Raw genomic sequence first — 16,017 nt, 5'->3', positions numbered from 1 at the left:
ATTATGATGAATCAAACTCTTTTTTCAATGATTGTTTTTGCAATGAGTATTCTAGTTGGTTGCATGCCAAGACCGCTAGAACCCAATGCGCAAAACATTACTCTTGTTTATGGTCAAAACACGCAAATTTCAGAAGGGTGTAAGTTCCTTGGCAAAATATCAGGTAAGGACATCCATGGCTTAAAGCTTCAATTTTCATGGGGATTAGAAAAAAATCTCAAAAAAGATGATGTCAATTTTCTTAAAAACGAAGGGGAAAAATTAAATGCCAATGTTGTTGTGTTTGAAAAACATCAAACCTTGATTAAACGATACTACACATTGAGTCCGAATCGACAGACAGACATCAGCATCCATTCCATTCAAGGAAGTGCCTATCGCTGTCCTTCTTCAATAATATCTACTATAAAACAATTGAATATCATGAATCATTCTGTTTATGAAAAGCCCGTTATTATAGAAAACAATTAAGCGTTTCTATAAAATTCTGCGGTCTATTTTAGAGTAATTCTTCTCCACTTGATGTATGCTATATCCTTCATGATAAGGACTAAGATGCAATGCGAACACATTCTTTTTATTCAATTTTATTTTTAATGACGTTTATTATCCATGTAAACACTTATGCAGAGACAATGAGTGAATTGCAACATCCTGTTGTCGAGAACCGAGCTCTCAATGAACCCTTTTCTCTTTTGAATGATCAAGGCGTAGCCTATGCCCTAGGCCATGAGGTGCCGCAAAATGATGTTGAAGCCGTGAAGCGATTTCGTCAAGCTGCCGAACAGGGATTACCCGTGGCCCAACGTAACCTTGGCATTATGTACGCATTCGGTAAGGGAGTTCTGCAAAGTGATCGTGAAGCCGCTCACTATTTTCGTAAAGCGGCAGAACAAGGGGATGTCATCGCTCAGCTCAATCTTGGGGTGATGTATGCTACCGGCAAAGGGGTCGCAAAAAATGAAAGCGATGCCGTGAAATGGTTTCGTAAAGCAGCGGAACAAGGATTGCCGATGGCACAACGCAATCTTGGTCTCATGTATGGAACAGGTAAGGGAATAAAGCAGAGTTATACCGAGGCTTTTAAGTGGTTTCACAAAGCAGCTCTTCAAGGAGACCCTTTCGCTCAACTTAATCTTGCAGCACTGTATTCTGATGGAAAAGGAGTGCAACAGAGTGACACGGAAGCCTTTGCATGGTTTCGTAAGGCAGCAGAACAAGGGGAGAAGATGGCTCAACTTCATCTGGGTCTCATGTATGCGAATGGCAAAGGGGTGGTGCGAAATGACATGGAAGCAACCCAATGGCTTGATAAAGCAGCGCGGCAAGGATTAGCCCTAGCTCAATTCAACTTAGGTACCCGGTATGCAGAAGGCTTGGGGATTGAACAAAATGATGCAGAAGCAGTAACATGGTTTGGTAAAGCGGCGGAACAAGGAAATGCTTTAGCCCAACTCAGCCTTGCGATTATGTTGTCTACTGGAAGAGGCATTCAACAAAGTGACATTGAGGCGGTTAAGTGGTTTGAGAAAGCAGCGGAACAAGGGGATGCCACTGCTCAGTACAATCTTGGGGTTAAATACATCACCGGCAAAGGTGTTGTTCAAGATGATTCGAAAGCAGTTCAGTATTTTCGTAGGGCAGCGGAACAGGGTTTTCCCGAAGCACAGTTTGCCCTTGCTGCCGTATATCATGATGGGGTAGGTGTTCCGAAAAATGATGCTGAGGCAATGAAGTGGCTTCGAAAAGCGGCTGAGCAAGGAAATGCTAGCGCGCAAATGCGCTTAAAAGCTATGGAGCAAGGCTAAATCGTACTTTTGTCTAACCTGTGAGTCGGTGATATTGGCAACGACAATGACTCAGGAAGATTTACGAAATAGGCTCTCTAGCTAGAGTAGCCCTAGAACACCTGGTGTTCTTTGGGACAGAAGTGCATTAGGATTAAAAGCACTAAATTCTATTTTTTATCATTAGGATGATCGCTATGGCTGACAAAATACGTGGAAAGGTGAAATGGTTTAATAAAGACAAAGGATTTGGTTTTATTGAGAGTAGTGGTAAGGATTATTTTGTTCACTTTAGTGCCATTCAAGGCAGTGGCTTTAAAAATCTTCATGAAGGCTCCAGTGTTCTATTTAAAGCGGGTAAAGGACCAAAAGGTCTGCAGGCGGAAGAAGTTGAGATTGTATAACAACTCATTATTTTTGTTCTTTTAATAAGCATTCAAAACGAAGGAGTCGTTTATGGAACGAATGACAGCAGTGGTAACAGGAGGTACAGGTGGGATAGGTTCTGCAATATGCCAACGTCTTGCGGCTGAATACCAAGTCATCGCATGTTATTTTAAGGGTGGTAAACATGACGAGGCAAAACGATGGCAAGACAGTCAAAGAGAAGCAGGTTATGATGTGGATATCCTCTATGGTGATACGACCCAATTTGCTGATTGTGAAAAGCTCACTGATTTATTGATGGAGCGATATGGACGGATTGATGTTTTGGTCAATAATGCAGGGATTACCTGCGATACCACTTTAAAGAAAATGACTTCCCTGCAATGGCAACAGGTTATTGATGCCAATTTGACCAGTGTATTTAATATGACGCGTAATGTATTACCCTCCATGCTGTATCGAGGCTATGGGCGAATTATTAGCATCTCTTCCGTCAATGGTCGTAAGGGGCAATTTGGTCAGTGCAATTATGCCGCTACCAAAGCTGCTTTGTTCGGTTTTAGCAAAAGCTTAGCCCAAGAGGTGGCAAGCAAAGGAATCACGGTGAATACCATCTCTCCAGGCTATGTAGAAACCCCTATGCTTTCTGCGATGAGAGAAGATGTACTAAAGTCAATTATTGCGCACATTCCTGTAGGGCGCTTGGGCAAGCCGCAAGAAATTTCCAATGCCGTGGCTTTCTTGGCTTCTCCTGAATCTGGGTTCATTACTGGCGCTAATCTGGATATCAATGGCGGTCAATATATGTAAAACTTGGCCTGATTGCTGAGAAAAATAAACCTTCATTGATTTATCTGTCGGCTGATCATTCCATTGCACCCTAAGAACTCATAATGAGTACGAACGCCTGACATAACGATTCCGCTACTGCTCGCCAAGGAAGGCTAAAAACCGAGGCGAGGATATCGCGATTGTCTGCGATTTGCACAGAAACCCCGAAGGGATGCGGAGTAAATCTTTCTGCAGTCGAAGAAGTCATTAAGGCATAGGCTTTACGCGCTCAGCATAAGCCAGGAGACGGTCACGTCCTTTTAGCTTCGCGCATTGGCGAGTTGATTTCAGAGACTTGGAAGTCCTGGAATCTTTCACAAGATAGCGCGACTATCGAAAATAATTGATCGAAAGTTTGGGTATTTACGTCTAGAACCCTAGCTCTGAACTTGTGAAAATATCATATCAAAAAATAATATTGGGTCTTGATGCATTTACAGAGTAACTCCCAATTTTAATTTTATCGTTACAATAATAAAAAATCGACCTTTAAATTCTTCTTGTATTCGATTATTAACAACTGATTAATGATAAAGTTTGTCAGAAATCAATCGTTGCTAAAATCACTTTAAATAAGCATTAAACAGGGCCGTGCCTATATATTGTTCTTTTAGGAAAGATTATGGGCTAAGAAATAGAGTCTTATTTGCAGACATAACCTGATTGTTGTGATTAAAAAGAAAAGCCCATCTGCTGATAAGTTACCTGGGATGAATTGCTGATTTTCAATGAAGCAGGGCTTTGCATCGTGCGCCGATTTTCATTTTTAGCCGTTTCGACATCTGCTAACTTCTTGTCGTTCTCGGTAATTACTGAGAAAGGCAACAGGTGCAACAGCAGGGCATTATCGCAGGCAAATGTTTTAAGTTGATAACCGCGTTGGTGGCGTACTTTGGTTAGTAGACAAAAGTGCTCGAAAGCTTCGTTAAAATGAGCAAAGGCTAGGGTGCGGCTTTGTCCGAGCTTGGATTTAATGCGACCATTGATTAAGGTAATTATCCAGTCTTCTAATAGATCCCTGCTTAAACGAATCACATAATAGCGGGTGTCTTTTTCAAAACGGGCATCATGATAGGCTTCAATAGGGTAATAATGAATCAGATGCAGCAAAGGCAGGGCAGTGAACCATGGAGTCTGCATTAAAAAGAACCAAGGCTGGCGATGCGTTTTAAGCGGGTTGGATTATCTTCCACGTATTCTGAGGTCGTGGAAATATTGGCATGACCCGCAAGACGAGACACCGCTTTAATGTCAGCTCCTTGTTCAATCAAACGCGTAATGAAGGTGCGTCGACCGGAATGCGAACTGGCGCCAACCAATCCTGTTTTGTCATAAAGCTTGCGAAACCATTTTTGCAACACGTCGGGTTGAAAGCGATTACCCCGTTGGGTTTTAAAAAGATACCCTTTTTTAGTAAAGGCTTCCTTTTCTTGCATTTGCAACTCATCCACGTGGTCTTGTAGGGCAGCGGCCACTTTTTTATTCGTCACATAAACGTGACGTTGTTTTTCTCCTTTGGTCATTGAGCGCAATAAATTAATTTCATCCATGACTTTAAGATGGTGATCGAATACATCACTGATTTTAAGGGCGGCAATTTCTTTAACGCGCAGACCCAATCCAAAGGAGCAATAAATGAGGGCGACATTGCGTAGCGCAAATGGACTGTCTTTGGCCATAATGAGCAATCGTTTAAACTCACTCTCGGTGAGCACCCGTGCTTTACCTTCTTTCGCCATTTTTTCCTTGTTAGTGCTTAAAACACCATAATTTATGATATTTTAAGACCTAAATACTATGACGTCAAGAGGCGCTACTGAGATAACCCTTGTAAACATTGAAGAGGTCTTATAATGTACCTTTCAAGACCTCTTTTGGGCTGGACGATTTTAACGCACGCAAATTTAAGGGAGCCCACATTTTAAATTCTTCATTAAAGCAACTAAAAATAAGAAAGCTTGCTCCGCTCTTTCCTTTCACTGAGGCGTACCTTAGTGATAGGCTTGATAATTTGCTTTTGTATTACAATACAACTACAATATACTATATGAGTCTATTACGAGGTTTATTATGACTAAAGCAACAACGGTTCAGGCAAGAATTGAGCCTGATCTTAAGGCGCAAGGGGATGTAATTCTTAAAAAAATAGGAATTACCGCATCGCAAGCAATCAATGCATTGTATGCTCAAATCGTGATGTGCAAAGGGATGCCCTTTGAATTAAAAATTCCAAATCGTGAAACGCAAATGGCAATGGACGAGTTAGAAAGTGGTGGTGGAAAAAGATTTTCATCCTTTCAGGCCATGATCGATGATTTGGATAATGAGGATGCTTGATATATACCGCTCTACGCAGTTTAAAAAAGATCTTAAAAAAATCACTAACCAAGGTAAAAATTTACGTTTATTACAGGAAATCGTTGATTTATTGTGCCATGGTAAATCACTTCCTTAAAAAAATAGCGATAATGCTTTAGTTGGCAATTGGAAAGGGTACAGAGAGTGTCATATAAATCCAGATTGGCTGCTCATTTATAAAGTAGAGGATGAAGTGAGTTTATTGAGATTAATGAGAACAGGATCTCATTCTGAATTGTTTCAATAAAAGCATCCTAAGCTAAATTACGTATTTGGGAAGGAGATATAAAGCCATCATGTACACGGTCAATATTGAATTAAAAAATGGAAAACAATTGGCTATACCTGCCGAATATTGTCCAAGGTATGCTGACATTGTGGCTACTAAAGAGAACTTATTTTGTCTCACTCCAATTACTCGATTTGAAGCTTTTCTTAAAGAAATTAGTCACTATATCTTCAATCCTTTTTTTGCGGTGTTGTCAGTTATTAACCTGAGTCTGTGCGCACCATTATTGGTTAGAGGTTATCCAGGTAATCAAAAAGTTGCTTATTATTTTTTCCTATCTATAGGTTTCATTATTTCCTACTACCTCACTAAATTCTACATTAGACTCATGAAAAAAGACCCCATGTCTATAGATGGTGTGGCAGAGAGATTGGGATATAAATCCTCATCCAGTCTACTCAAGCCCTATGATGAACGCATGCTCAAAGCAATTATAATTTTAAATAATATGAAAATTCGTAGAACTAGTCTTTTCTTTGACGATTTATACGGCATTCTTTTTGATGAGGCAACGCCAAGAAGGTCTTCTGGCATTTATCATACTGCTTTAAGAGTGATAAAGTGAGTTGAGTGAAATGTACTCGCGCTCCATTATCTTAGCCGCGAAAAATTAAGTACAATTAAACTTGGAGTCATGCAAGGATAAAAATGAATAACGAACAACGGAATTTTGTATTAATGGACGAGTATCGGCTTTTGTTTGATGTGCTTCATGATTATGAATGGTACGAAGCATTGAGGGCCGAAGCAGATAAATTAGGGGCTTCAATAAAAAAAGCTATTATAAATAGGTTGGAAATAGAGAAAACGCAGAAAGAATAAATTTTTCTAGGCTCTATAAACTCCAAAAGCACTATAGGATTGATTTTCCAACAGTATTTCTGAAAATAAATCGCTCTTCTTTCTTTTATATGGGATGAGCAATCCTAGGTCGAATTCAACTTATAAGTCCAATAGCTTATACTATTGGACTGTTTGCAATTATTTGAAAATTAAGTATTATTGATATCTAATTTGGCAATTAAACTTTTTGCAACGCCCGTTGCAGAAAGTTTTTGAAATTAAGTTATCGTAGTCGTATAATTTTCGCTCACGACAGGACAGTGAGCAAAAATTTTGTGCTTGGAAGACAAATTGAATTGAAATCGATTAGTCAACCCAACAAAGGAACCAAGTATGTCAAAAGAAATAACTTTTCATCTCGATCATGATTATAAGTCATTTTTAAGTGCGCTTAAAACTCAAATAAAATCCTCACAATTCCGTGCAGCACTGGCCGTAAATCAAGAAGTTATCAACCACTATTGGTACATTGGCAAACAAATAATTGAAAAACAAAAACAAAAATCTTGGGGAACGGGCTTTATTGAAACATTATCTCGAGATCTACAGAATTTATTTCCTGAAACCCGGGGTTATTCAGTAGCAAACATCCGACGAATGAAACGTCTTGCCGAGGAATATCCTGATTTAAATGAAATTCGCGCACAAGCTGTGCGGGATTTACCTTGGGGACATATTGTTGTTTTAATACAAAGAGTTAATGATGCTATCATGCGTGATTGGTATGTAAGTCAAACCATTGAAAATGGTTGGTCACGCTCAACACTTGAAAAAAATATTAATCAAAATTTATATCAATCTCAAGCTTTATCCTCTAGTAAAGCATCTAATTTTATACACCGATTACCAGCGGCACAATCATCACTTGCGCAAGAAGTACTTAAAAGTCCATATAATTTTGATTTTTTAGGTCTTCATGATGATGCACTTGAGCGCGAAATTGAGCATGCTTCCATTGCACATATTACCAAGTTTTTATTAGAGCTGGGCAAGGGTTTCTCATTTGTTGGTAGTCAATATCCGATGGAAATTGATGGCGAAACTTATTTCCTGGATATGCTCTTTTATCATTTAAAACTTAGGGCATTTATTGTTATAGAGTGGAAGGCAGTTCGCTTCAAACCAGAACATGCTGGGCAATTAAACTTTTATCTCAACTTGGTTGATCAGTATCTTAAAACGGAACACGATAATCCTAGCATAGGTTTATTGCTTTGCAAATCAAGAAGCAAAGTTATTGCTGAGTATGCTCTAAAAGGCATAGAAAAACCAATAGGCGTTTCTGAATATCAACTTACAAAGGCAATTCCTGAAAACTTAAAATCAAACCTGCCAAGCATTGCGGAACTTGAAGCAGAATTCAGTGAAGAAAATATTGATGATAGTGCGCATACGAAGACGTAAATGATCTATTAATCCATTTCAAAATTAGAGTGTAACCATGGCAAGCATTCCTATACCACAACCATTAATAGATACCTGCCAACAACTTAAAGAAAAAAATTGGCAAACATTTATACCTCCATCCTTTGCCCCATATGACTTAGTTTTTTGTCTCGATTTTTTAAAACAATATGATAATAATAATGCCACATTTGAATCGTATCGTCGTGAAATCGAACGATTAATTCAATGGGCCTGGCTAATTGAGAAAAAATCATTACTGGATTTGAAACGGCAAGACATTGAAAATTACATGCAATTTTGTTTCAACCCACCAAAATCATGGATTGGATTTAAAAAAGTAGCACGATTCATTACGCATAACGGTGAACGCATTCCCAACCATGAGTGGCGCCCATTTGTAGCCACTGTAAGTAAAATTGATCATAAAAATGGACTGAGGCCCAATAAGCAAAACTATCAATTATCACAAAAAGCAATTCGTGAAATTTTTACGGTGCTGAGCAGTTTTTATAATTACTTGGCCTTAGAGGAAAAAGTATCCATTAACCCGATTACTTTGATCAGACAAAAAAGCAAGTATATCCAAAAAACTCAACATCAAGCACAAGTGATGCGCTTGAGTGAAAAACAATGGCGAACTTGTCTTGATACAGTTAAAAATATGGCAAATAATGCGCCCGATAGACATGAACGGACATTGTTCATTATTTCTGCGCTTTATTTATTGTACTTACGTATCTCTGAGCTATGTGCCAGTGATCGTTGGACTCCAGAAATGCGACATTTTTATCAAGATAGCCAAGGATGTTGGTGGTTTAAGACGGTAGGAAAAGGTAACAAAATGCGAGATATTGCCGTACCTGATGACATGCTTGCAGCACTCAAGCGATATCGTGTCAGTATGCAGTTAACCCCACTTCCTTCGATGAATGATCAAAGCCCTCTATTACCTAAAGAAAAAGGCAAAGGAGCAATGACTAGTTCAAGACACATTCGTCGCTTGATTCAAGACTGCTTTGATAACACCATACAAAATTTAAGAAACACCGGCTTTTCAATAGAGGCTGATAGTTTTGAGTCAGCAACAGTACATTGGTTGCGTCATACAGGTATTTCCGATGATATTAATATGCGTGGGCGGCCTGTTGCGCACGTACGAGATGATGCTGGTCATAGTTCCAGTGCTATTACCGATCGATATAATGATATTGATCTCCTTGAACGACATCAATCTGCCAAATATAAAAAACTAATGTCGAAAGAAGAATAATCAGGAGGTGTACCAAAATAATTCTGTCAGCAATGCTGACAGTTTCGCATTTTACTTTAACAGATTTCCGCAACACCGCTGCGGAAATCTGTTATTAGCTAGTTTACTGCCTGTGATAGTGACAATTATCACAAATATGGGTTGCAATTTAATTAAACAATAATCCCAAAATTCCATCTTCCTGGTACTGAACAAATCCTCTTTTGTATATTATATGTTGTCCTTGGTGTTGATTGAACTTGAAACAGGAACGTGCAATCTGTTTTTATCAATTAAATCCAGATGCTTTGGAAGTCTGATATAGGCGCGGTTTTTTGGACGAAAAAAGGTAATTTTTAAGAGCTATTCTTCTAAGTAACAGAGGAGAATAGAATGAGCAAAAAAAGAAACTATTACACGGCATCAAAAAAATCAAAGATAGCAGTTGCGGCAATTGAAGGAAAATTGACTCAGGCTCAACTGACCAGCGAATACGGTGTGCATCCTACCCAAATTAAAGCATGGAAGCAAACAGCATTGCAGGCTATTTCAGATGCTTTTTCCAATTCTCATGATAAGGATAAAAAAGAGCAAGCCGAGCTTGTTGGTGCTTTGTATGAGGAAATTGGTCGACTTCAAGCCCAATTATCATGGTTAAAAAAAAAGACTGCCACTGAGCTTGGATGAAAAGCGTAAGCTGATTGATAGCAACGCTGAAATATCAATCCGAGAACAATGCATGCTACTCGGATTGAGTATTTCCAGTTATTATTACAAAGCGTCTCCTATATCAGCAGAGGACGAGCGGCTCATGGCGCTGTTAGACGAGCATTATCTCCAGTATCCATGTGAAGGTAAAGTGAAGCGCGCACAATGGTTGTCCCTTGAAGTTGGCTATCCTGTTGGTAAACGACGCATCAAGAGACTCATGGAGGCTATGGGATTAGAAACCGTCTACCCAAAGCCAAATACAAGCGTTCCCAATAAAGAGCACACCGTGTACCCCTATCTATTACGTGACATCGATATCACTAAGCCTAATCAGGTCTGGGCTGCTGATATTACCTACGTGCGTATGAAGGGAGGCCATGTTTACTTGGTTGCCATCATGGACTGGTATAGTCGGTATGTGCTTCAATGGGCGGTGTCCCCAACATTAGAAGCAGAATTTTGTGTAGAGGCGCTAAAAAACGCGTTATTACAGGGGCGGTGTGATATTTTTAATACCGATCAGGGTGCTCAGTTCACGTCTAATGATTGGATCAATACCTTGAAGGCCCACAAAATCTCTATCAGTATGGATGGGCGCGGCCGATACCTCGATAATATTTTCATAGAACGTTTATGGCGCAGTGTTAAGCAAGAAAAACTCTATCGGTATGATTTCGAAACAATCGAAGAGATAGAGCTGGAATTAGCTGAGTATTTTGAATATTATAACAACCGAAGACTCCATCAGTCTTTTGGATATTTAACACCAGCTCAAGTGTATTTCGGACACCCTAGTACGGTTTCTAAAACATAGTTCGGTGTGTCATGGCTTACCCACAGGGTCCACAGGCCTATCCGAGACGATGAAGGCTCTACTGGCCTATGGACTTGTGGATAAGCCATTCTGTGAGAGCAGGAGTTAATAAACCAATTCGGAATAGCTCTTATTTTTCCTGAATTTTGTTCCAGATTACCAGACCTAGATTAGTCATCTATCAAAAGTAAATATTTAAATCATATGATAGATGTAACCTTCTTGTTTTCTGCCTATCACTAAAGTGTGTACCCTTGTGATATCAGAAAGCCAGTTTTGAAATTGTGTGTAATGGCTCGGTATTGGCCATCAATGCTCTTGCTTTTTTAGAGACTTTAATAAGAAAAGGCTAAAATCAAATAGCTGAATTTGTTTAAATAGTTTCGAGATTCTCATTGAGCGTTTATTATTACGGGGAAGGAAAATAATTGTTTGGTCATAAAATGGTCGTGGAGCAGGGTAAAATCCCACTGGAGCACCAAAATGTTCACATTCTTCACTAATAAAGAACCAGTCTTTACTATTTACAGAAAAAAGATCAAATTGGTTTAATAAAGAAAATACGGACTGTGAGTCTAAATGAACTGTATATAGTCTACCGCAAACAGGAAACTTTTTATTTAATTTTAAGGCAAGATATCGAGCTGCTGAAAAATGATGAGATCCCCCACTATTACATAAATGAATGCGGTTGTTATCCCATGCATAGCAATAAAATGAAGGATTATTGAATATTCGTCCACCCTCCCACTGCAAATTTTTGTTTAAATTTTGTTCTGATATGTCGGCGATTAAATTATGGTTAACTGTTGTTGCAAAATCATCAAGGGTTTTAAACAGGCTCAGATCTGATTTTGATGCGCCAAGGCAATCAATATTGCGAATATCACACCACCAATTTTCTGTTTCGTTAACTGTGACAATATATTCTAATTCTGGAATATATTGTTGTGTTGAGTAGTATCTTTCCCTTAGATTCATGGTGTATTTTTTATCAAAATAAAAACTATCCCACCTGTTCCAATGAATTATTTGATCCGAGTTAGCCGTTTGGGGAGGTGTTTTTAATAACATTTGTAGCTGAGAGTGACTTTTGATTTTTTTTATAAATCTTGATGGGTGTAAAAAACCTTCTTGTATCGAATCAACAATTAAATTAAGTACAGTCCCCATGCTTATCCTTTGTTTAGACGTGCGTTCAACTAGCTCAAAAGCTATTAAAATAATGCTAAAGAAGTATTCCTTTTACTATTGATGAAATACTGTTTTTTTAGTTGTTTCCCATTATATATTTAAAGTGTTCAGGTTTTTTTTGTTTTAAAATGAGTTGTGTAGTTGGCTGTAATATCATCAGCCTCTAACTTGTATTGATCCAGACGTTGTTTGACAGTTTGACTGTCTTCAAACTTATTATCAGAGGCTATAGATTTTATAAATTGACGAGCGTTATTAACTAACTTTTCTAATAAGCTCTTATTTATTATTTTTATATTTTTACTTGGAGAACACGCATACTCAAAACAAGCAGATAAATGAATCATAATAGGTACACATTTAGCACCATTGCCATAATTGTTATTAAACCAAATTTCAGAACCATTCAGCTGATTACAATCGTGTTTACAAATAAGATCAGTGGTTGCACCATTTTTACATTCAATAACTAAAAATTTTAAATCATCCAACAGCCAGAGATTATCTGGTCCTTTTCCATAATCATTTTCGGGGCGTTGGCCTATAAAGCCAAGTAGGTATGCTAACTCTTTAAAAGCATCCTCAAATATATTTGCAGTGCCTTCACTAAATACAAGTTTTGAAAATACTCCCTCTGCATAGATAATAAGTTTGTTTCCATCTTTAAATTTTTCTTTTAAATAGTTAGAACATTGTATTGCTTGTGATCCGGTATGATTTTGTAGTGGCCTATAACAGATGCCTTCGATTGGTTTAAGAACTCTTAAATTATCAGATATAGCGGATAGCTGAGTTTTTTGCGATTCCACCTTATCGTACTTGTTTATATATTCCGACATGTATTGTTTTAACACGCCTCTTAATAAAGGATCTTCAGTTGACCTATTGATTTCATTCAAAATTCTATTTGCTGCTTCTTGTGGTTTCCCAGAGCGATCTAAATCGTAAGCCTCTCTTAAAGCTATTTTTATTGGGTCAGTTTTATTTTGATTGGAATAATTTAAGTCTGCCATAATACCCCTGCTTAACTTAACCCATTGAGGATCCCTTTTTAGACTGTAGTTTATGACAGTTTTAATCTCATCAGCCCCCTTATCTTTTATTTGGTCTGCTATTTGCTCTGATAATTCTAATTGAGCCTTTGTCGCGGGTGAAAATAGTTCTAAAGTTTCGCTCGTATAAAGCTGAGAAGTAAGATCTTTCCCCATAAGAAAAATGACGCAATAATCATCATTAGATCTAATTCCTCTCCCCATCCCCTGTTCCACTTTATGAACTATTTGATTTACTCTGTTCGAACTACCTGCAAGCTCACTCTGGCGAATTTTATCAATATTATTTCGGGCTGCTGGTAATCCATCTATAACTAATAATCGGCAAGCATTTTCAGGTAAATCAATCCCATCATATTTGTTAACTAAAATCGTTAAGCCAATATGAGTCGTTTTAAGTTGTTCAATTCCATGAAGCATACTGTCTTTATTTAAAATGAGATCCGCTGCATCCTCCCAAAACTCCACTCGCTTGTTAGAGGGGACAATAACTACCACGTTATATTCTTTGGATAATTCCAAACATAATGCTTTAACATCACTATCGAACATATTGGTGTTAAGAGCTTGTGGTAATAAGATTAATCTGTCACCTACATCCCCCGCTGAATCTGGAGTGATGGGGGTATTAAGATATTGGGGGCTTACACCAAAATGAGTCGTTAAGACGCTATCGTCCGATAATGTGGCAGTCATAAATATTTTTCTTGATGCATTACTCAGAGACGGAATCACATCAATTGGAATACAATTACTTGTAATTTCAACGTTATGCTTACTAATCACGCAACTACATCGCTCTAAATTTTCTTTTATTAATGCCCATTTAAATTTTATTTCTTCATGATTTTTGTTTTCAATTAAAACCTGCATTACATTACTTAGATTTTCTTGCCAGTTCCAATATGGGATTAAGATGTAGGCAAAAGGATCCCCTGATTTAATCTCCAAATATTTTGCTTCCGACTGCCTTTTCATTGCCTCTTCAAAAATACTAAATATTTTTTTATGTGCCGGGTTAGAGGATGATACATTCAAAGTGAATTGTTCTTCGACTGTATTTACGCATGCATGGGCATCATCAATAAGGATCGTTTTAATGGGTATTTTAGTTCCTTCATCCCCAACACCAAATACTGATTTTCCGTTAATTAATTTATATATATTAGTTACTAAAATTGCTTTCCCTTTTAAAAAACTCTCATTTTCAGGGTCATCGACTGCATTTAATCCAAGATCTTTTGCTTCGGATAAAACTTGCTCTACTAAAAAATTATCTGGAACAATGTAAACTACAGGTCCTTTCTTCTCATTCAAGCAACTTTTTAAAATTAAAAGGCCAACCACTGTTTTACCACCGCCTGTATTCATTTTTATGACTAGGTTTCGTTCCTCTTTTCGGTCAAACCACTTGCTCCATACTTGAGATTGCACATCGCGTGGATAATGGAATTTGTTTGATTTTTTATTGGGTAACGCGTTAAAAATTTCTCTCGGCTTTAAAACAGTATCGACAGTTTGTCCTGTACCCAGTTTGGAAAAATCTAATGCCATTTAATGTCCTTTAAAGTTTACTGTTAATCCATATTGGCCATAGGGTAATTAGGCTTGTAATTGCAATTTTAAGTGCATGTTAAGCGCATCAGCAACCTTCACCAAGGTTTCCAATGAAGGAATAAATGAACTATTGCCACTTTCAAGGCGAGAAATAACCGATTGTTTGGTTCCAATTTTATTGGCCAATTCAGATTGCGTCATATGGCGCTTTTTACGGGCATTTACAATCATTACTGCTATATTATTAATGATTTGCTCGCGCTCATAGTGCTTGGCAAATTCTTCATCATTGTTGATTTTATCGTCAATAAATTCATTTAAGGTAAGTGTTTTCATGATCGTATACCTCCATCATTCGTTTTTCAGCCAGTTCAATTTCTTGCTTTGGCGCTTTTTGTGATTGTTTTTTGTAGGCATGTAAAAGGACAATGACTTCTTTTTGAATGCACACATAAAAAAACCGATAACCACTGCGCGATGTTTTAATTTTAATTTCCCAAAGCGAGCCTTTTATTTGCCTGAATTGTACCCTTGGGCTATCAAACCCCAGTTCTTCAACACTCTTTAAACAACCAGCAAGTCGCGCGATTTCATCGGACGGCAAATCATTTAGAAATTCCGCCACGGGGTTTTTTCCCGATTGTTTTTGGTAAAATTTTATTCTCATAGTATTTTATAGCATAAATGTGATATTTTGGCAAGTATTTAACTAAAATTAGTCATGGAATTTAGTTTGCTGCTTAACGTTTCCGAGTTACTCAACGACTCTAGTTTATCGAGCAGTTCCTTGAGCGGTCTATGATTTTTTAGTAAAGGATTAGCCCACAAAAACAAGATATCGTCCTCAGCTAATATTTTTTGCACTATATCTGGTTTTTCTTCCAGTAAAATCTCTACAGCACAAGCCACTAACCATTTGGAAGTTGATAGTTCACCTTTTGCGATTTCCTCAATAGTTTTTGGAGCAATACTTTTCTCTTTATTAAAAAGCATCCGGGCTTTTTGGTGCAGTTTTTCTGATTTGTTATGGATGGATAATAATTCAGAGAATACCGCCTGTATTTTTAAGGAAACATCTGTTTTTACATTTTCGGAAAGCCCCAGTTGATTAAGCAGTGTCAGCGCTTGCTGTTTTTTTTCATCAGGAAGGCTTGCTGTCTTTATTTTAAGTTGCCCAATAGCGGCACTTATCATGGCATCATAAACATTCAAGTCGATGTGATCTTCAAAACATAACTTACTTAGTTCATCAATAGCATCAATAAAACTACCGGGTAATCGGATCCTAAAATCTTTTTGTTCGGACAGAGCCTTTGTGGAAAAGTAATGCTCAATAGCCACTAGATTATTCATGTAGTGCTTTAATTCAATGGCTTCTTCCTGGCTTAATTTATCCCAGCTATCGAATTCATCGCAGTTATTTGCTTGAAATGAGCCATAGGTTGTTTTTTTATCGGCTGATTGCACGTGAACCCTAGGTGGTTTATTCATGTTTGCTTTAACGGCAAACGATAATTTTTTCATGAATCTACTCCTGT

The 16,017-nt window shown here is 37.8% G+C and carries 18 protein-coding genes and 1 pseudogene; 12 read left to right on the top strand and 7 right to left on the bottom strand.

The window, feature by feature from the left end; genetic code table 11:
• The first annotated feature begins 3 nt into the window (after window positions 1-3).
• From OQJ26_RS11460 to phbB, 4 genes are all read left to right on the top strand, one after another.
• Window positions 4-471, top strand: a complete 468-nt coding sequence (locus OQJ26_RS11460; RefSeq protein ID WP_265703919.1) for a DUF4156 domain-containing protein — start codon at window positions 4-6, stop codon at window positions 469-471.
• Window positions 472-560: 89 nt separating this feature from the next.
• Window positions 561-1,808: a tetratricopeptide repeat protein gene (locus OQJ26_RS11455; RefSeq protein WP_265703918.1), complete on the top strand. Its 1,248-nt coding sequence runs from the start codon at window positions 561-563 to the stop codon at window positions 1,806-1,808.
• Between the two features lie 176 nt (window positions 1,809-1,984).
• Window positions 1,985-2,191 (top strand): cold-shock protein, encoded by a 207-nt coding sequence (locus tag OQJ26_RS11450; RefSeq protein WP_265703917.1) that lies wholly within the window; start codon window positions 1,985-1,987, stop codon window positions 2,189-2,191.
• 52 nt (window positions 2,192-2,243) lie between these two features.
• Window positions 2,244-2,984 (top strand): acetoacetyl-CoA reductase, encoded by a 741-nt coding sequence (phbB, locus tag OQJ26_RS11445; protein WP_265703916.1) that lies wholly within the window; start codon window positions 2,244-2,246, stop codon window positions 2,982-2,984.
• Between the two features lie 693 nt (window positions 2,985-3,677).
• Here the strand turns inward: phbB and OQJ26_RS11440 are convergent.
• Together OQJ26_RS11440 and OQJ26_RS11435 are read right to left on the bottom strand one after the other, a co-directional pair.
• Window positions 3,678-4,145, bottom strand: a complete 468-nt coding sequence (locus OQJ26_RS11440) for a WGR domain-containing protein (protein WP_265703915.1) — start codon at window positions 4,143-4,145, stop codon at window positions 3,678-3,680.
• A complete protein-coding gene (locus tag OQJ26_RS11435) occupies window positions 4,145-4,744 on the bottom strand; it encodes a tyrosine-type recombinase/integrase (RefSeq protein WP_265703914.1) in 600 nt (199 codons plus the stop codon). Before OQJ26_RS11435 ends, OQJ26_RS11440 begins: the two co-directional genes overlap by 1 nt.
• 331 nt (window positions 4,745-5,075) lie before the next feature.
• On the opposite strand from OQJ26_RS11435, the gene OQJ26_RS11430 reads away from it, so the two are divergent.
• The 8 genes and pseudogenes from OQJ26_RS11430 to OQJ26_RS11395 all read left to right on the top strand — a co-directional run bounded on the left by OQJ26_RS11430 (window position 5,076) and on the right by OQJ26_RS11395 (window position 10,676).
• Window positions 5,076-5,342, top strand: coding sequence for a type II toxin-antitoxin system RelB/DinJ family antitoxin (locus OQJ26_RS11430; RefSeq protein ID WP_061468703.1), 267 nt, complete (start codon window positions 5,076-5,078; stop codon window positions 5,340-5,342).
• 133 nt (window positions 5,343-5,475) lie between these two features.
• A pseudogene (locus OQJ26_RS19540) lies at window positions 5,476-5,610 on the top strand (type II toxin-antitoxin system YafQ family toxin); the annotation flags it as partial.
• Between the two features lie 49 nt (window positions 5,611-5,659).
• Complete coding sequence (locus OQJ26_RS11420; RefSeq protein WP_265703913.1) at window positions 5,660-6,217, top strand: hypothetical protein; 558 nt, start codon at window positions 5,660-5,662, stop codon at window positions 6,215-6,217.
• A gap of 83 nt (window positions 6,218-6,300) precedes the next feature.
• Window positions 6,301-6,474, top strand: coding sequence for a hypothetical protein (locus OQJ26_RS11415; protein ID WP_265703912.1), 174 nt, complete (start codon window positions 6,301-6,303; stop codon window positions 6,472-6,474).
• Between the two features lie 354 nt (window positions 6,475-6,828).
• Window positions 6,829-7,899: a PDDEXK nuclease domain-containing protein gene (locus tag OQJ26_RS11410; protein ID WP_061468695.1), complete on the top strand. Its 1,071-nt coding sequence runs from the start codon at window positions 6,829-6,831 to the stop codon at window positions 7,897-7,899.
• 37 nt (window positions 7,900-7,936) lie between these two features.
• A complete protein-coding gene (locus OQJ26_RS11405; protein ID WP_265703911.1) occupies window positions 7,937-9,172 on the top strand; it encodes a tyrosine-type recombinase/integrase in 1,236 nt (411 codons plus the stop codon).
• Between the two features lie 372 nt (window positions 9,173-9,544).
• Entirely contained in the window at window positions 9,545-9,838 is a 294-nt protein-coding gene (locus OQJ26_RS11400) for a hypothetical protein (protein ID WP_065235619.1), read from the top strand.
• Window positions 9,831-10,676, top strand: coding sequence for an IS3 family transposase (locus OQJ26_RS11395; protein ID WP_082650874.1), 846 nt, complete (start codon window positions 9,831-9,833; stop codon window positions 10,674-10,676). The genes OQJ26_RS11400 and OQJ26_RS11395 overlap by 8 nt, the downstream gene beginning before the upstream one ends.
• 309 nt (window positions 10,677-10,985) lie before the next feature.
• Here the strand turns inward: OQJ26_RS11395 and OQJ26_RS11390 are convergent, their stop codons facing one another.
• The 5 genes from OQJ26_RS11390 to OQJ26_RS11370 all read right to left on the bottom strand — a co-directional run bounded on the left by OQJ26_RS11390 (window position 10,986) and on the right by OQJ26_RS11370 (window position 16,003).
• Window positions 10,986-11,849, bottom strand: a complete 864-nt coding sequence (locus OQJ26_RS11390; RefSeq protein WP_265703910.1) for a DUF6685 family protein — start codon at window positions 11,847-11,849, stop codon at window positions 10,986-10,988.
• 128 nt (window positions 11,850-11,977) lie between these two features.
• Window positions 11,978-14,476 (bottom strand): helicase C-terminal domain-containing protein, encoded by a 2,499-nt coding sequence (locus OQJ26_RS11385; RefSeq protein ID WP_265703909.1) that lies wholly within the window; start codon window positions 14,474-14,476, stop codon window positions 11,978-11,980.
• Window positions 14,477-14,524: 48 nt separating this feature from the next.
• A complete protein-coding gene (locus OQJ26_RS11380; RefSeq protein ID WP_061468687.1) occupies window positions 14,525-14,815 on the bottom strand; it encodes a helix-turn-helix domain-containing protein in 291 nt (96 codons plus the stop codon).
• On the bottom strand, window positions 14,793-15,104 hold the full coding sequence (locus tag OQJ26_RS11375; RefSeq protein ID WP_230305527.1) for a type II toxin-antitoxin system RelE/ParE family toxin: 312 nt from the start codon (window positions 15,102-15,104) through the stop codon (window positions 14,793-14,795). The genes OQJ26_RS11380 and OQJ26_RS11375 overlap by 23 nt, the downstream gene beginning before the upstream one ends.
• 80 nt (window positions 15,105-15,184) lie before the next feature.
• Window positions 15,185-16,003 (bottom strand): hypothetical protein, encoded by an 819-nt coding sequence (locus OQJ26_RS11370; RefSeq protein WP_061468683.1) that lies wholly within the window; start codon window positions 16,001-16,003, stop codon window positions 15,185-15,187.
• Window positions 16,004-16,017: the final 14 nt, after the last annotated feature.

Source organism: Legionella sheltonii (genome assembly GCF_026191355.1).
Taxonomy (GTDB): Bacteria; Pseudomonadota; Gammaproteobacteria; order Legionellales; family Legionellaceae; genus Legionella; species Legionella sheltonii.
This window is presented reverse-complemented; position numbering and strand designations above follow the sequence as displayed.

What these genes read in the sequence shown, in the direction of transcription:
- OQJ26_RS11460 (WP_265703919.1), top strand. Translation starts at nt 4, where the DNA reads ATGATGAATCAAACTCTTTTTTCAATGATTGTTTTTGCAATGAGTATT.
- OQJ26_RS11455 (WP_265703918.1), top strand. Translation starts at nt 561, where the DNA reads ATGCGAACACATTCTTTTTATTCAATTTTATTTTTAATGACGTTTATT.
- OQJ26_RS11450 (WP_265703917.1), top strand. Translation starts at nt 1,985, where the DNA reads ATGGCTGACAAAATACGTGGAAAGGTGAAATGGTTTAATAAAGACAAA.
- phbB (WP_265703916.1), top strand. Translation starts at nt 2,244, where the DNA reads ATGGAACGAATGACAGCAGTGGTAACAGGAGGTACAGGTGGGATAGGT.
- OQJ26_RS11440 (WP_265703915.1), bottom strand. Translation starts at nt 4,145, where the DNA reads ATGCAGACTCCATGGTTCACTGCCCTGCCTTTGCTGCATCTGATTCAT.
- OQJ26_RS11435 (WP_265703914.1), bottom strand. Translation starts at nt 4,744, where the DNA reads ATGGCGAAAGAAGGTAAAGCACGGGTGCTCACCGAGAGTGAGTTTAAA.
- OQJ26_RS11430 (WP_061468703.1), top strand. Translation starts at nt 5,076, where the DNA reads ATGACTAAAGCAACAACGGTTCAGGCAAGAATTGAGCCTGATCTTAAG.
- OQJ26_RS11420 (WP_265703913.1), top strand. Translation starts at nt 5,660, where the DNA reads ATGTACACGGTCAATATTGAATTAAAAAATGGAAAACAATTGGCTATA.
- OQJ26_RS11415 (WP_265703912.1), top strand. Translation starts at nt 6,301, where the DNA reads ATGAATAACGAACAACGGAATTTTGTATTAATGGACGAGTATCGGCTT.
- OQJ26_RS11410 (WP_061468695.1), top strand. Translation starts at nt 6,829, where the DNA reads ATGTCAAAAGAAATAACTTTTCATCTCGATCATGATTATAAGTCATTT.
- OQJ26_RS11405 (WP_265703911.1), top strand. Translation starts at nt 7,937, where the DNA reads ATGGCAAGCATTCCTATACCACAACCATTAATAGATACCTGCCAACAA.
- OQJ26_RS11400 (WP_065235619.1), top strand. Translation starts at nt 9,545, where the DNA reads ATGAGCAAAAAAAGAAACTATTACACGGCATCAAAAAAATCAAAGATA.
- OQJ26_RS11390 (WP_265703910.1), bottom strand. Translation starts at nt 11,849, where the DNA reads ATGGGGACTGTACTTAATTTAATTGTTGATTCGATACAAGAAGGTTTT.
- OQJ26_RS11385 (WP_265703909.1), bottom strand. Translation starts at nt 14,476, where the DNA reads ATGGCATTAGATTTTTCCAAACTGGGTACAGGACAAACTGTCGATACT.
- OQJ26_RS11380 (WP_061468687.1), bottom strand. Translation starts at nt 14,815, where the DNA reads ATGAAAACACTTACCTTAAATGAATTTATTGACGATAAAATCAACAAT.
- OQJ26_RS11370 (WP_061468683.1), bottom strand. Translation starts at nt 16,003, where the DNA reads ATGAAAAAATTATCGTTTGCCGTTAAAGCAAACATGAATAAACCACCT.